This is a genomic window from Mucilaginibacter sp., from assembly GCF_025359345.1.
Classification (GTDB): Bacteria; Bacteroidota; Bacteroidia; order Sphingobacteriales; family Sphingobacteriaceae; genus Mucilaginibacter.
On the sequence record NZ_JANYGQ010000018.1, the window covers coordinates 19,473 to 35,206 of the forward strand.

At 44.0% G+C, this 15,734-nt stretch carries 12 protein-coding genes; 8 read left to right on the forward strand and 4 right to left on the reverse strand.

Going from position 1 to position 15,734, the window contains the following annotated elements; all coding sequences use genetic code 11:
• Window positions 1–11: 11 nt before the first annotated feature.
• The gene (gltX, locus tag Q0R52_RS10620) at window positions 12–1,532 is read right to left on the reverse strand and encodes a glutamate--tRNA ligase (protein ID WP_295794634.1); all 1,521 of its coding nucleotides are present in this window, start codon (window positions 1,530–1,532) and stop codon (window positions 12–14) included.
• A 175-nt stretch (window positions 1,533–1,707) separates the two neighbouring features.
• Here gltX and Q0R52_RS10625 point away from each other — a divergent pair, with 175 nt between their 5' ends.
• From Q0R52_RS10625 to Q0R52_RS10645, 5 genes are all read left to right on the forward strand, one after another.
• On the forward strand, window positions 1,708–2,772 hold the full coding sequence (locus Q0R52_RS10625; protein WP_295794635.1) for an ATP-binding protein: 1,065 nt from the start codon (window positions 1,708–1,710) through the stop codon (window positions 2,770–2,772).
• Window positions 2,773–2,821: 49 nt separating this feature from the next.
• Entirely contained in the window at window positions 2,822–3,472 is a 651-nt protein-coding gene (locus tag Q0R52_RS10630; RefSeq protein WP_295794636.1) for a DUF47 family protein, read from the forward strand.
• A gap of 4 nt (window positions 3,473–3,476) precedes the next feature.
• Window positions 3,477–4,490 carry an inorganic phosphate transporter gene (locus Q0R52_RS10635; protein WP_252793582.1) on the forward strand — a complete coding sequence of 338 codons (1,014 nt, stop codon included), beginning with the start codon at window positions 3,477–3,479 and terminating at the stop codon, window positions 4,488–4,490.
• A gap of 71 nt (window positions 4,491–4,561) precedes the next feature.
• Window positions 4,562–5,290, forward strand: coding sequence for a DUF4197 domain-containing protein (locus Q0R52_RS10640; protein ID WP_295794637.1), 729 nt, complete (start codon window positions 4,562–4,564; stop codon window positions 5,288–5,290).
• Between the two features lie 314 nt (window positions 5,291–5,604).
• Window positions 5,605–6,180: a DUF4197 domain-containing protein gene (locus Q0R52_RS10645; RefSeq protein ID WP_366520884.1), complete on the forward strand. Its 576-nt coding sequence runs from the start codon at window positions 5,605–5,607 to the stop codon at window positions 6,178–6,180.
• A 114-nt stretch (window positions 6,181–6,294) separates the two neighbouring features.
• Here Q0R52_RS10645 and Q0R52_RS10650 read toward each other — a convergent pair whose 3' ends face one another.
• Together Q0R52_RS10650 and Q0R52_RS10655 are read right to left on the reverse strand one after the other, a co-directional pair.
• Entirely contained in the window at window positions 6,295–7,602 is a 1,308-nt protein-coding gene (locus tag Q0R52_RS10650; protein WP_295794638.1) for a carboxypeptidase-like regulatory domain-containing protein, read from the reverse strand.
• Window positions 7,595–8,164 (reverse strand): sigma-70 family RNA polymerase sigma factor, encoded by a 570-nt coding sequence (locus Q0R52_RS10655; protein ID WP_295794639.1) that lies wholly within the window; start codon window positions 8,162–8,164, stop codon window positions 7,595–7,597. The genes Q0R52_RS10650 and Q0R52_RS10655 overlap by 8 nt, the downstream gene beginning before the upstream one ends.
• Before the next feature lie 82 nt (window positions 8,165–8,246).
• Between Q0R52_RS10655 and Q0R52_RS10660 the strand changes: the two genes are divergently transcribed.
• The 3 genes from Q0R52_RS10660 (at window position 8,247) to Q0R52_RS10670 (ending at window position 12,050) form a co-directional block, all read left to right on the forward strand.
• Complete coding sequence (locus tag Q0R52_RS10660; protein ID WP_295794640.1) at window positions 8,247–10,142, forward strand: von Willebrand factor type A domain-containing protein; 1,896 nt, start codon at window positions 8,247–8,249, stop codon at window positions 10,140–10,142.
• Between the two features lie 497 nt (window positions 10,143–10,639).
• Window positions 10,640–11,062, forward strand: coding sequence for a response regulator (locus tag Q0R52_RS10665; protein ID WP_252793587.1), 423 nt, complete (start codon window positions 10,640–10,642; stop codon window positions 11,060–11,062).
• Between the two features lie 238 nt (window positions 11,063–11,300).
• The gene (locus Q0R52_RS10670; RefSeq protein ID WP_295794641.1) at window positions 11,301–12,050 is read left to right on the forward strand and encodes a UDP-2,3-diacylglucosamine diphosphatase; all 750 of its coding nucleotides are present in this window, start codon (window positions 11,301–11,303) and stop codon (window positions 12,048–12,050) included.
• Window positions 12,051–12,057: 7 nt separating this feature from the next.
• Here Q0R52_RS10670 and Q0R52_RS10675 read toward each other — a convergent pair whose 3' ends face one another.
• Window positions 12,058–15,702, reverse strand: a complete 3,645-nt coding sequence (locus Q0R52_RS10675) for a carboxypeptidase regulatory-like domain-containing protein (protein WP_295794642.1) — start codon at window positions 15,700–15,702, stop codon at window positions 12,058–12,060.
• Window positions 15,703–15,734: the final 32 nt, after the last annotated feature.

The window sequence follows — 15,734 nt, forward strand, 5'->3', positions numbered from 1 at the left end:
AATACAAAAATTTATGCATTAAAAACAGTTAGCGCCTTTTCAATCCTGCTAATAGTTTCGGCCTTGCCCAGTATTACCGCAATATCAAACACATGCGGACCAAACTTGCCACCTACCAGCATTATACGGAACGGCAACATCAGTTCGCCTGCTTTAATGCCTTTTTCTTCAGCAAGTGCTTTAAAGGCCGCTTCAAATTCAACGGGTTCGAATGCTTCGGTAGTATTTATTAAATTAATAACTGCTTTAAAGAAATCCGTTTTGGCATCTGTCCATTTCGGCTTAACCGAGTTTACATCGTACTCCTTAGGCTGTTCAAAAAAGTAAGCAGTCTGGTGATAAAAATCCGGCAACAGCACACAACGGTCTTTAACTTTATCAATAACCTGCAGCAGATAAGCATCATCATTTATAACAATACCTTTATCTTCCAGCACGGCTCTGACTTCCGACTTCAGCCTTCCGGCTTCCGACTTCTTAATCCACTCCGAATTAAACCACTTAGCTTTCTCAAAATCAAACTTTGCACCGGCTTTGCTTACGCGTTCTAAAGAAAACTTATCCACCAATTCATCCAGCGAAAATATTTCCTGGTCGGTTCCGTCGTTCCAGCCAAGCGTTGCCAGCAGGTTTAAAAATGCTTCAGGTAAAAAGCCTAGTTCGCGGAAACCAGGAGTTAGCTCGCCTGATTTTTCATCGAACCAGTTCATGGCGTACACAGGGAAACCCAGGCGTGCACCATCGCGTTTGCTTAATTTGCCATGGCCGTCGGGTTTTAATATCAATGGCAAGTGCGCCCATTGTGGCATGTCGGCTTTCCAGCCTAAATATTCCCATAACAGTAAATGTACAGGGGCGCTTGGCAGCCATTCCTCACCACGGAACGCATGTGTAATTTTCATCAGGTAGTCGTCAACCACAACGGCCAAGTGGTAAGTAGGCATGCCATCGGCCTTAAGCAAAACCTTGTCATCAACCTGGTTAGTTTCAAAGCTTACATGGCCACGTATCATGTCGTTAAAGCTCACGCGGTCATCGGCAGGCATTTTTATGCGGATAACATGTGGCGTATGCGCATCAAGCAACTGGTCTACCTCGTGCTCTGTTAGTGACAACGAGTTACGCAGGCTATCGCGATAGGCAAGTCCATATTGAAAATTAGGAATTTCCTTGCGGTTTTTATCCAGTTCTTCGGGCGTATCAAATGCATAATAGGCATGGCCTTCCCGCACCAATTTCTCAGCATATTCGCGGTAAAGTGCTTTGCGTTCGCTTTGACGGTAAGGCGCATACGGGCCGCCGGCAACCGGGCTTTCGTCGGGTATTAGCCCGCACCACTCCAGGCAATCTAAAATATATTGTTCGGCGCCCTCAACGTAGCGGCTTTGGTCGGTATCTTCAATCCTTAAAACAAAATCGCCGCCGGTCTTTTTGGCGAACAGGTAATTAAACAGCACCGTGCGTACCCCGCCCAGGTGCAAACCACCGGTCGGACTCGGCGCAAAACGTACCCTAACTTTTTTATCAGACATAGTGGGGCAAAGATAGGTTTATAGTCCGAAAGTCGGAAAGACCGGAAGTCCGAAAGTCGGATTGTGTTTTTGGGGTGACGAGGCCGGGGGGCACCGGGTATCATCCCCTTTCTTAACAATTTAATAACTAACCTCTAATCTTCAATCTCAAACCACTAATCGTATATTTACAATTATGAAACTTCGCATACTTGTTTTAATCAATGCGGCAGCGGTTGCCGTTACACTTTCTGCTGTAAATTACTATTTTCAACATAGCTGGTATAACGTAGCACTTACGTTCTTCATCACCATAATTACAAGCTTCCTGGTTTTTTATTACCTGATTGAAAAATACGTTTATTCAAAAATAAAGCTGATTTATAAACTGATCCATAACCTGAAGCTTGGCCGCGATTTGCGTGATGCTCTCGGGGAACACATGAGCGCCGACCCGATTAATGATGTGGAAACTGAAGTAAAGGAATGGGCTAAAGAAAAGAAAACCGAGATTGACGAATTGCGTAAGCAGGAAAAATTTCGCCGCGATTTTTTGTCAAACATATCACACGAGTTTAAAACACCACTGTTTGCTATACAAGGATATATCGAGGCGCTGCAAGATGATGATTTTGAGGATAAAGACATGGCTAAGCAGTTTTTGGCGAAGGCAGCCAAAAATGTTGACCGTTTGAGCTATCTTATAAAAGACCTGGACGAAATATCAAAACTAGAATCGGGTGAGATACCGATTAACCTTACCCGTTTTAAAATAAATGACTTAATAAAAGAGGTTTTTGAGTCGTTTGAGCTTAAGGCGAGGCAACACAACATTAAACTGATATTTAAACAAAAATACGACGAACCCATACTGGTAAATGCCGACCGCGAGAAAATACGCCAGGTTTTGGTTAACCTGATAGATAACTCCTTTAAATACGGCAATGAAGAAGGCAACACATCAGTAAGCCTTTTTGAATTGCACGACCAGGTGCTGGTTGAGGTTACTGACGATGGCATTGGCATAGAAGAAAAATTTCTGCCGCGTCTTTTTGAGCGCTTTTTCCGCACCGATACCAGTCGCTCAAGGCAGATAGGCGGCTCTGGATTAGGGCTTGCAATTGTTAAACATATTATTGAGGCGCATGAACAAACCATCAATGTACGGAGCACCGAGGGATTGGGGTCAACTTTCGGTTTTACACTACAGCGCTCAAAGCAGACTTTACATTTACCTAACATACCAAATCTAAAAAATTAACATTAACTTAACATTGCAAAGTTACCTTTGCCTAAACCCATGTTAAGTTATGTCACTAAACAGCATTTTCCAATACTTTGTACCAAAGGATAAAAAGGTATTTTTTCCGTTATTTGAACAGGCAGCAAACAACGTTGTAACCATGGCAACCATATTGGTTGAGGCTGTAAATTCAAATAACGCGGCTACCCGCGAAGAACTGTTTAAACAGATTGACAAGCTTGAAAACAAGGGCGACGAAATAACTCACCAGGTACACTTGGAGCTTGGCAAAAACTTCATTACACCGTTCGATCGTGAGGATATTCATGCGCTGGCGTCGGCTATTGACGATGTTGCCGATTACATCCAGGGAGCGGCAAACCGCATGAACCTGTACCGCATTGACGATTATAACGAGCACATCCGCAAACTATCAGAGCTTACGCTGCAGGCCAGCATCGACCTTGAAAAGGCTGTGCGCGAGTTGAAAGATCTTAAAAACGTGCGCGCCATTGCCGACTCGTGTATCAGGATAAACAGCGTTGAAAACCAAGCAGATTACGTGTTCGACCGCGCTGTAGCTGACCTGTTTTTATATGAAAAAGACGCTATCCGTTTGATCAAATACAAAGAAATTTTATCGGCGTTAGAAACCGCTACAGATATGTGCGAGGATGCAGCTGATGTAATGGAATCAATTTTAGTTAAAAACGCATAAGTAAATGATTACTACTACCCTTGTTGTTATTGTTTGCCTTGCGCTGATTTTTGACTACACCAATGGTTTTCACGATGCGGCAAACTCCATTGCAACCATTGTATCAACCAAAGTATTAACCCCATTCCAGGCGGTTGTGTGGGCGGCTTTTTTTAACTTTTTAGTTTACTTTTTTATAAAAGACCATAAAGTTGCCAAAACAGTATCAAAAATTGTTGTCGAAAATTATATTACCCTTCACGTAATATTGGCAGGGCTGGTAGCCGCAATTTCGTGGAATTTAATAACCTGGTGGTTTGGTATCCCTTCAAGCTCGTCGCATACACTTATCGGTGGCTTTGCCGGTGCCGGCATCACCAATGCTTTATACATGGGTGTAAGCGGCTTAAATGCCGTAAACATGAGTTATATACTAACCATACTGGCATATATTGTTTTAGCTCCGGTAATTGGCCTGGTAATGGGATACCTTGTAACACTTTTGATATTACATATATGCAAAAATTCAAGGCCGGCCGCCGCAGAGCGCTGGTTTAAAAGACTGCAACTGGTATCATCTGCAGCACTAAGCTTTGCCCACGGCGGTAACGATGCGCAAAAAGTAATGGGCATTTTATACGTTACTATTGTAACTGCCAAAATAATAAAACCCGGGGATACCATGCCCGACTGGATACCACTGGCTTGTTACTCTGCTATTGCGCTTGGCACTTTGTCGGGCGGCTGGAAGATAGTAAAAACCATGGGGTCGAAAATCACCAAGATTACACCGCTCGAAGGCGTAAGCGCCGAAACTGCCGGCGCCATCACTTTGTTTTTTACAGAGCACTTTGGTATACCGGTTTCAACTACCCATACCATTACGGGTTCAATAATAGGTGTTGGTTTAACAAAACGCCTTTCGGCTGTACGCTGGGGCTTAACCATAAACATTATCTGGGCCTGGGTTATTACCATACCAATATCTGCATTGATTGCTGCGGGTGTATTTTCCCTGTTACGGATTTTTGTTAAATAGCCTTTCTGCCAAAATTTGTTTAATTTGGCAGTGATAAATGCTATTTGCTAACTACCCATAAAACTTTTGCGATGAAAAAAGCCCTGCTAATAATCCCCGTATTAACGTTGTCTTTTATATTATCAAGTTACAACGCGCCTGTTAACTCAACGCCGGCAAAAGCTGTCCAACTACCCATCCCATCGTCGTTAGATATGGGTAAAGCCCTCAAGCAAGCGTTGCAGCAAGGTACCGCAAAAAGCTCAGACCAGCTATCGGCATTAAATGGATATTTTGGCAACGCCGCTATAAAAATCCTCTTCCCGCCACAGGCGCAAAAGGCCGAGAAAACGTTGCGCAGCATCGGCTTGGGTAAACTATGCGACAATGTTATCCTGTCGCTTAACCGGGCTGCCGAAGATGCAGCCAAACAGGCCAAACCGATATTCATAAATGCTATTACCCACATGACGCTGCAGGATGTGTCGAACATATTACTGGGCAACCAGGATGCAGCCACGCAGTATTTTAAAAAGACCACTACCGACCAGTTAACTGCATCATTTAAACCGGTTATTCAAAACAGTTTAGATAAAACCAACGCCACAAAATACTATGGCCAGGCAGCAGGCGAATACAATAAAATTCCGTTTGTTAGCAAAATGAACCCGGATATCAGCGCCTACGTAACGCAAAAAGCTATCGACGGTTTGTTTCATGAAATTGCTTTAGAGGAATTGAACATTCGCAAAAATATTGGCGCCCGCAGTACCCCGCTGTTGCAAAAGGTATTTGCCTTTGTTGATCAGAAGAAGAAATAGTGATTAGAGATTGGTTGATTAGTTAATTAGAGATTAGAACATTCGCTCTGATTGGCAAACAAAATCGTCGGAACACTTGTTGGTTGCAACACCGGCAGGGGCAGGAAATTTGCCCGTTCTGTCGGTGAAAATTATTACACTTCAAATTATCGCAATGAAAAAAAAGCTACTATTAATCCCCTTCCTGGCTATAATTATAACATTATCAAGTTGTGATTCTCTTAACCAGATTGCCCAGGCAGGCGTTGGTGCTGCTACATCAGGCAATCCCACAAACATTGAAATAGGCAACGGCTTAAAAGAGGCCCTACAAATTGGTACCTCAAAAAGCTCCAACCAGCTTTCAGCAGTCGATGGTTTTTTTTGCGAATGCTGCAGTAAAAATCCTTTTCCCGCCCGAGGCGCGAAAAGTTGAAAATACTTTGCGGAGCATTGGCCTGGGGAAATTGTGCGACAACGTAGTCCTGTCACTAAACCGCGCCGCGGAAGATGCAGCCGTACAGGCCAAGCCCATTTTTATAAATTCTATTAAGCAAATGACGCTTACTGATGTAGCCAACATTTTGCTGGGCAGCCAGGATGCAGCCACTCAATATTTTAAGCGTACAACCACCCTGCAACTAACGGCCTCATTTAAACCAGTTATACAAAACAGCCTTAACAAAGTTGGTGCAACAAAATACTATGGCGATGCAGCAAACGAGTATAACAAAGTGCCGTTTGTTACCAGGGTTAACCCCGACATCAGCGCCTACGTTACCCAAAAGGCGATCGACGGCTTGTTTTATGAAATTGCGCTTGAGGAGTTAAACATCCGCAAAAATATCAGCGCCCGTACGTCGCCGTTGCTGCAAAAGGTATTTGCTTATGCTGACAGGAATAAGAAATAGTGATTAGAGGTTAGTTGATTAGAGATTAGGAGGAATTTACCCTGTTGTTCACCAGTGATGAATTTATTCCAAAACGAGTCGGCGATTTTTTCCTAATCTCCAACCTCTAATTAACTAATCTCTATCCCCAAACCTTACATTCAGCTTAACCAGTTGTGGCTTTCCGTTGCTGTTTCCATTCCATTTAGGGCCGTTGTTAATTAAATCAATGGCTTTTTTGTCGGCCGCAGTGCTTAACCCACGGGTTACTTTTACCTCGCTAATGCCGCCGTCTGCGGCGACCATAAACGACAGTTTTACCATGCCCTTTTTTCCATCGGGTGATGTGGCATTTTCTTTTAGATATTTATTGAAGCTAACCCATCCATCCGATGGGCGGGCATTTAATGTAGCCTGGTTGCTGTTCATCACAACCACTTCGGCAAGCGCGCTGTTGTTTGGCTCAAGCGCAATGGTTTTTAGTGAATCGCTTTTCTGCGCATCTACCTTCACTGTGTTATAGCCCACAAACCCAATTTCCACCTTTGATTTTGGGCTGTCTACCTTTATCCGGAATTTGCCGTTATTGTCGGTAAGCGCGCCATAGTTTTTACCATTTACTTTTACAGATGCACCTGGTAGCGGCGATTTGTCGTTATTGTCGATTACACGGCCCTGCAATATAATAGGCCGCTGCTGGGCAGAGCTGAATGGCGATATTGCAGTTGTTTTTGATACACCCAGCGCCTGGCTTTTCAGCACCTGGTCGGTAGTTGCGGCCGGCTTGTTCGTATAATTAGCGAAGTATCCTGCGGATCCGGTGTCAATAGGCGCCGCTTTCTTCTTCGAGCTATAATCCATTACCACCATTTCATTTAACGGGGTGGTGTCTTTCTCTGCGGCGGCGTCCTTATTTATCCTGGCTTCTTTCAGTACATCGTTTCTTTCGGCTGCTATTATTTCAGGCGAAGCAGGTGCAGCTGCTCCGGCAGGCCTAACGGTAGTTATACGCCTTGGTGCTGCTGGTGCCGGAATATTCTCGGCCAATTGCCTGGCACTGGTGGTATCTTTCGCCAATGGCTGTACTGGCGGTGTCTTAACAGGGGGCTTTTCTAATTTCGCTACCGGGATTACTGATTGTTTGGGTCTATTGCTTAACCACAGCCATCCAATAGTAAACACCACCAATACCGATGCTGCAATAGCCAACCACCTGAATGGGATAATGCGGCGCTCCTTGCGTTCAACACGTTGTTGTAAGCGACCGCTTAAGTCAGTTAAATTATTTTGCTGGTCGCGGCCCGAGCTTTCATAACCTTCAAGGGCGTCCATTAAAAAAGGATCATCCTGTGCGCGGGCCTCCAATTGGTGCATAGCACGGGCGTCAAGCTCCCCGTTAAGGTACTTCCTTATCAGCAATATGTCGGCCTCGTGTTTACTCACTGTTCTTCTCCAAACAAATTTTCAGGTTGCGTTTACCGTTTTGTATAAAGCTTTTCACTTCGTTAAGGGTAAAACCCGTAAGCTCAGTTATTTCTTTGTAGCACTTTTCATTTAAATAAAACAAACTCACGCTTTGTTTTTGATTGACCGGTAATTTCTCCATACATTTTTCAAGCGCCTGCATTGCTGCCTCGCGGTTGTTATCATCAGGATGCAGAATTAATGAAAATTCCATAACGTCATCCAAATTAATTACTTCCATCTTTTTACCGGCACGCAGCTGCATAAGGCAATAATTGCGGCTAAGCACGTACAGCCAGCTTTTAAACTGTTTAATGTCGTGCTGCTTAACTTTTACCGTCAACTCTTCAAAAATCCCCATAACGGCATCCTTGGCCTGCTCTTCATCTCTCAGGTATTTTAAACAAACACCGAACACCAGGGGCATTTGTTTTTCGTAAAGTTTACCTAAATGCAGCAAATCACCGCTTTGGCGGTAAAGGGTTAGCAGTTTATCATCGTCTGCATCGGTTAGCTTAACTGGTTTCCTAAAAAAATTCATTTACGGGGTGGTAAAATTAATTTTTTTAAATGGCTTATGGAAATGTGTGTTTTACAGCATCATCAGTAAAACTAAACGCATTATGAAAAAGCTTTTATTAATTATTTTAATTTTTGCCGGCTTAACAGGGTTTAAGCATGGCAATACCCGCACCATCACGGGGACTGTCTATTCAAAAGATGACGGCTTTGCTTTGCCAGGCGTATCGGTATCGGTACCTGGCACCTCAATTGGAACGGTAACAAACGATCAGGGTGAATTTACGATTAAAGTGCCCGACGGTACCAAAAACCTGGCTTTTGCTTTCGTTGGTTACAATCGTAAAACAGTAAAACTAGGAAAAACAGATACGTTAACGGTTTATCTTGAAACAAATGCGAAACAATTGAATGAGGTTGTGGTAGTCGGATATGGGTCTGTGCAAGACCAGGATTATTCTGGCTATATAGCTGCCCCCGCACATTCTGAAAAACAAACAATTTCGAGGCCCTTCTCGCAAATACAAGACAAGAGCTATAAAACTGTGGTAACCAAACGCGATGATGACGATGAAAGCTATGCCGGTATTACCGAAAACGCATTCACAACGGTTAAAAACGCACCTCTTTCTACTTTTTCTGTCGATGTGGATGCCGCCTCATACAGCAATGTAAGGCGTTTTATTAACCAGGGGCAAATGCCTCCTGCCGATGCCGTGCGTATTGAGGAAATGATAAACTACTTTCACTATAACTTACCTGCACCAACCGATGGCGGCCCGGTTGCAATACATACCGAATTATCTTCCGCGCCGTGGAATGCAAAACACAGGTTATTACGCATCGGCCTTAAGGCAAAAACTATCGATGCCCAAAAACCGCCATCCTCAAACCTGGTGTTTTTAATCGATGTATCGGGCTCAATGTTCCAGGACAATAAACTGCCGTTGGTAAAATCATCAATGAAAATACTTGTTGAACAATTGCGGCCTCAGGACAGGGTCGCTATTGTGGCCTATGCGGGTAATGCGGGGCTTGTACTGCCTGCTACCAGCGGCGACAAAAAATCAACCATCAATGATGCCATCGAAAACCTGGCCGCAGGTGGTTCCACTGCCGGGGGCGAAGGACTGAAGCTGGCCTACAAAATTGCCCAGGAGAATTTTATGGCAAGGGGCAACAACCGCATTGTTATGTGCACCGACGGCGATTTTAACGTCGGCCCGTCAAGCGATGGCGATATGGAAAAGCTGATAACTAAAGAACGCGACAGCAAAGTTGCCATATCGATAATGGGTTTTGGCATGGGTAATTATAAAGACAGTAAAATGGAAACCCTTGCCGATAAAGGCAATGGGAATTATGCTTATATCGATAACATTACCGAAGCACATAAGGCCCTGGTTAGCGAATTTGGCGGCACCTTGTTTACCATTGCAAAGGATGTGAAGCTGCAGGTTGAATTTAACCCGGCGAAAGTACAGGCATACCGGCTATTGGGTTACGAGGACCGTATGCTGGCCAAAGAGGATTTTAATAACGATAAAAAAGATGCCGGCGATATGGGCCTTGGCCATACCGTGACCGCCTTGTATGAAATTGTACCTGCCGGGATAAAGGACGACTATGCCGGCAGTGTGGATCCGTTAAAGTATCAAAAAGCGCTTCCTGTCAGTGTAGATAAATCATCAGATGAAATGATGACCATCAAATTCAGGTATAAAGACCCTGATTCGGCAACCAGTAAGTTAAGCCAGGTATCTATAAAAGATAGTCCAAGGGCATTGGAGGCCACTACTGTCGATTTCAGGTTTGCTGCCGCTGTTGCCGAGTTTGGGATGCTGCTGCGTGGTTCGCAATTTAAACAGCAATCAACCTATGCACAGGCTATCAGCCTGGCCAAAGGCGCCAAAGGGAACGACGAAGAAGGTTACCGGTCGGAATTTATCCGGTTGGCAGAGAGTGCAAAATCAATAGCAAACGAGTTGGCATCGAAGTAAAATTGACCCATTCTCCGCTCGTCATTGCGAGGAACGAAGCAATCTCTGCACATGCTAATCCCGGAACAATAACTTTGTGGCGACTTGTAAACCGACTTCCTGGTCGCCACAAAAAGAAAGACTCGTGACTGTCCTGAGTAACGATTGCTTCGTTCCTCGCAATGACGATTTTTTGAAGTGTATTGGTTCGGCGGAGTTTTTTGGCACAACAAATCTGGCCTATCGCCAATTTAATCCCCAATACGTGCACCAAATTTTCCACAAATCGCGGTCTCGTTATTCCCACGGCGCTTAAATTATTAATCAATAGTAAAATTACTTTTTCGCTACAATAAAAATCAGCTATAAATCTTTAAAAATTATGTGGCATGCCTATTGCCTTATCTAGGTCAGTAGTATTGTTAAAAAACGGTGTAACTAAATTATTACAAAAACCATCAATAGCTAACACGTTAATTTTAAAATACTTATATTAGCAACCATTAAATCTATTTATCATGTGCAAACTTGTAGTAATTGATGACAACCCGACAGATCACTATATTATGCAGCGCTTGTTGCATAATAATTATAACTGCCAGCAAGCTACTTACACTTTTGATGGCAGATTGGTTTTAGATTATTTAGAAGAAAATAAAGACAGCGGCACCATGCCGGATGTAATACTGCTTGACCTTGATATGCCACAGCTAACCGGCTGGGAGTTTTTAGACAAGTTGGAAAGCTTTAACGCGGATGCTCATAAAAATGTGCGGGTGCATATCATGAGCTCATCAATTCGCACGGCTGATGTTTTTCAATCGAAAAAATATGCCTGTGTTAATTCATTTATGACCAAACCATTATCACGCGACCTTGTAAACCAAGTGTGCGAACAAGCCAATCCATTTAACAATCAGCAGTTAAATACTGCATCGTAAATAAAAACCTTTGCCATTTATTAATGGCTTGATTTGCTGGGGCGCAAAATCATTTTTCACCATGCTGTTTGGGGTAACGCCCGGCATATTTTTCGAATTTATCCGCTCTTGAAATGGAGCGGCTATAAATTATTTTAGTTAGCCCACCTTGCGTGGGCTATTTTTTTTTAAACGATGCTGCGGCCTGTTGCCAGGCGTTTGTACATCTAAATATTATTAGCTTATTTTTACAGCCATAATGGCTATCCGCAATAAATTATATTTCGCTTCCGATTTTCATTTGGGCACCGGCACTTACCCCAGCAGCCGCGAGCGCGAAGACCGCCTGGTGCGCTGGTTGGATATGATTAAAGCCGATGCGGCCGAAGTGTTTTTAATGGGAGATGTCTTCGACTTTTGGTTTGAATATAAAACAGTTGTTCCCAAGGGTTATATCCGTTTTTTAGGCAAGCTGGCCGAATTGAACGATGCGGGCATAAAACTCTGGTTTTTTAAGGGCAACCACGACATGTGGATGTTTGATTATTTTGAACAGGAGCTTGGCGCAACCATCATCAGCAACGAATTGGAGATTGAGCGTAACGGCAAAAAGTTTTACCTGCACCACGGCGACGGACTTGGCCCCGGCGATACGTTTTACAAATTTTTAAAGGGCATTTTTCGGAGCAAGCTTTGCCAGTGGCTTTTTGCCCGCATCCATCCAAACCTGGGCGTGGGGGTTGCCAACTACTGGTCGAGGCACAGTCGGAAAGTTAACTTGAGCAAAGAAGACAATAAGCCTGGTGAACAGGAATGGCTGGTAGATTTTTGCAATCAACTTTTGCAAACTCATTTTTACGACTATCTTATATTCGGTCATCGCCACCTGCCGCTGGATATCAAACTAAATGATAAAAGCCGCTACATAAACCTTGGCGAATGGGTGACCGCCTGTAGCTATGCTGTTTTTGATGGGGAAACGGTGCAACTTTTGTACTTTGAAAAGTAAGACGTTACTATTCCACTTTATACCTGAAAACCTGCCTGCCTAAATTGCCTTCGGCATCAATGCCTTCAACAACTACTTTGTAGCTGCCTTTACCGTCGGCATTATAAAAATCTAATTGGGCATTGCCGCTTTTATCGGTCGGGATTTCTGGGTTCCAATAAACGGTTGTTCTCAAATCTTTTTTGGCAGCGTTGGTGTCGGTATGTTCATATTTGGGCATATAAAACTGCCTGGCTTTATAAAAACCATTGGCCTTAAATGCTATAACTCCCGGCGACTCTTTATAATAATTATTTACCGCGCGGCCACGTTTGGTAGTAATAATAACTGCCCCGCCGGTAGCAACACTTCCGTATATCGCGGCGGCGTGCGCTCCAAGTAATACCTCCACGCTTTCAATGTCTGAGGGGCTGTAGTCATCTAAAATTCCACGTGGTATAAAAAGCAATTGCGATTCATCGCTATTAAACTGAGGCATACCGTCAACTATCACCAGCATATAGTTGGGCGGGTGTTTAGCGTCGATTCCTTCCATACTCCGATCTGAGCGCATCTTATGATTGGGCGTAAAAATCACCGATGTCACCTTGCCCCGCAAAGCATCAAAAAGTGTAAGGTCGGCCGATTTTTCCAACCACTCGGCGGTTATAACCTGGTCGGCATTACCCGCACCGTTAAGGTTTTGCGAATGTTCGAGGGGGTTTAGCTTTTTATCTTTAACCACTACCTCTTTTAGCATATGTACGCTTTTATTGATGCCATTTTTGTCCTGTTCATCCAAAAACGCCTTGCTGCTTTTTTCGTATACCGAAACGTTCTCCTGTTGCGTGTCCAGCAGGTCTTTTAAAGAAATGCCGGGCGAAGCCAATGCGCTGTCGGGTTTAATATCTACTTCTTTCTGGTCCTTCGGGGTGCGGGCCTGCAATACGAATTTTGTAGTATCATCAAACGTAAGGTTATCAAAAACAAACCTGCCGTGGTCATCTGATAGCGTGTCCAGGATCAATCCGCCTGCCGAACGGCTAAACAATTTTACCTTGCCATTTTTTAACGGTTTACCATTAAATTTCACGATACCGCTAAGCGTTAGTCCTTTTTCGGGTTGATAAGGACCAGCCGGATCGCCAGCCATTATTTTTTTCCATTCAAAATTCCGGTAGCCATGGGTAAGCATTACCAGGTCAAGGTCTGCGGCAGTTTTTTCATTGGGTTTGGCAAAGTAATAGCCGGGCTGCTCAATATATCCTTTTAAATCGGATGTTAACAATATATTGCCCAAAATACCCGGTTCGTTGTAGTCATCGGCAGGCACCTTCGTTTCATCAATAACTGCTACCGAAAAATGTCCCGAAGCGGGGTCTCCGGCGCCGCCTGTTACATTAAATTTTATGCCTGTTTTTGCACGGGCACCATAGGTCGCTTTATCGGTACTGACATCTAATTTTAGCTGGTCGTTATTTTGAACAAAAAGCAAACGTTCACATAGGGGCTCTCCTCCTGCCGTAAACAGGGTGGCCGTTGCTATGCCGGTGCGAAAATCTCTTTTCAAAACATCCAGGCTAACTTCCGGGTTGTCCAGCTTTATGGTAAAGCTTTGTGGTATGCCGCCTGAATAAACTATCAGCGTATAGCTTTTCCCTTTATTTTGCTGGTACCATTGCTTACTGCTATTTATTTTTACTGAGTACAACCGGCCAAGGTCGGTAAAGGCCATTGTTATGGCATTCGGGTTGGGTTTGGGCAGTTCAATTACATCCTGCACGCCATTGGGATAAGTTACTTTTGCGGTGTAGGTTTTACCTTCTGCCGGGGTTAAATTAAATGCCCCCATCCCCAAATGCGAGGACGCAAATGTTGCAATTTCTTTATTGTCACTGTCAAATACTACGCCTTTAACATCAACACCTGAACCGCCTCCGCCAACAGCCTTAAAGGCTATCTTTCCCGATATGCCGGTAATAAGATTTCCGCTTTCGGCAAAAAACTTAATGTCGGGTTTTACAGCAGCAGGTTTTATTTGGGCAGTAGCCGGACCGCCAGCTAAGCTCGAGCCGATGACTATAGTTTTATCAAAAAAAGCAGCATCGCCCTCGTTTCGCATCCATTGGGTATATGCCCTCACCCGGTAGCTGCCTTTAGCAAGGGTGCGTGGTAAGGCAATATCGCCCCAGGCCACTCCGTCAGTAACCAGCAATTTTAGCGAGGTACTGATTTTGTTGTTTGTGTTTATCAAATCAACATATAATATCCGGCTTAAGTGCGACAGGGAATGGTTATCTCCAACGGTTAAATAAGCTTTAAAGTACATGGTATCGCCCGCTGCATAATAAGGTTTATCGAAATGCAGGTAGGCCTTTTCGGGAACGTGGTTTGTGGCGTAGGCGTTAACTTTCGCTGTAATATTTTTTACCAGCGCGCTGTCAATTTCACCCGCCGTGTTGTTTTGCAGTGGCTCAAAATCAAGCGGCAATAAAGTTGCCAGGCGGCCCCGCACCCAAACGCCATCGTAAACCAACCCGTTAGGGTTAATCACAGAGCCGTTGGCATCAAACAATAACCGTGGGTGGTTAAAGTTCACCAGCGTATTGTCTTTATTTTCCGGATCGGAAAGTTTGCTGCGTGCACTGCGATTAAAGCGATGGTATTTATTATACGTGATAAAATAGGCGTTACCATTAAAATTGAGCGTGTATATGCCCTGTTTGTTGGGTCCGGTAATTATGTCTTCTTTTTTTAGAGGAGTCATATCCAGTTTATCAATGTTTTTAGGGAGCGCGGCTTTCTTTTTCCAGTATGCCAGCGAATCGCGGTATTTTTTATCGTTTTTTAATATCTCGCTTACCTTCAGGCCTAACTCTATCACGCTATCGGCGGGGCGTTGCGGGTTAGCGGGCAAACGCAGAGCCCTAAAGCCATCCTGCTCGAGGGTGCCCGCAATTGCTGATCGTAAAAAGTGCATCTGCGAACCTTCAAATACTTCCTGCCGGCGCTTTTGCCATTCTTTTTGCTGCGCAGGACTACCTTTCATAGCCTCAAACAATACCGATCCCGAGTAACTGAATGTGCGCGCTTCTTCTTCACCAAATGCCAGCGTAAAATCTTTAAGCAGATATTTTACCCTGTAGCCAAGCGCATCATTTTGTACAACTAAAAAATCAACCGATGTTGCTGTAAGTATATTGTTAGCGTTATCGTAGTTAAAATCAAGCAATTCGGGGTTTAACAGCTTGCATTCTTTTGAAAGGTCCGAACTGCCCAAAAATTCGTTGGTAAACCATGCCAGGTAGCGGGGTCTGTCTGCGTCGGCCCCCGCTTTTGCCTTTATTGTAACCCCTTTAAGCCCGATGGATTTTGGGAAGATGGTGATGGTTTGCAAATCGATATTGGTGTGGGTTACAATCACATCCTGGGTGTAAGTGTCATAACCTACAATTGACACAACCAGTTGGTATTTGCCGGGCTTTATGCCGGCCAGGATAAATGTGCCATTGGCGGCAGTATGGTCGCCTATGGTTGCATTACTCAAAAAAACATTGGCATTGGCTACAGGTTTGGTATCAGCCTGGCTTATAATGCGGCCGGTTATAGTATTTTGTGCCAGGCAGCATAACGATACCAAAAAAAGCGATAGTGTTAAGGAGAGGTTTTTCATCACTTAAAGCTATTAAAAAAAATAACTATAAC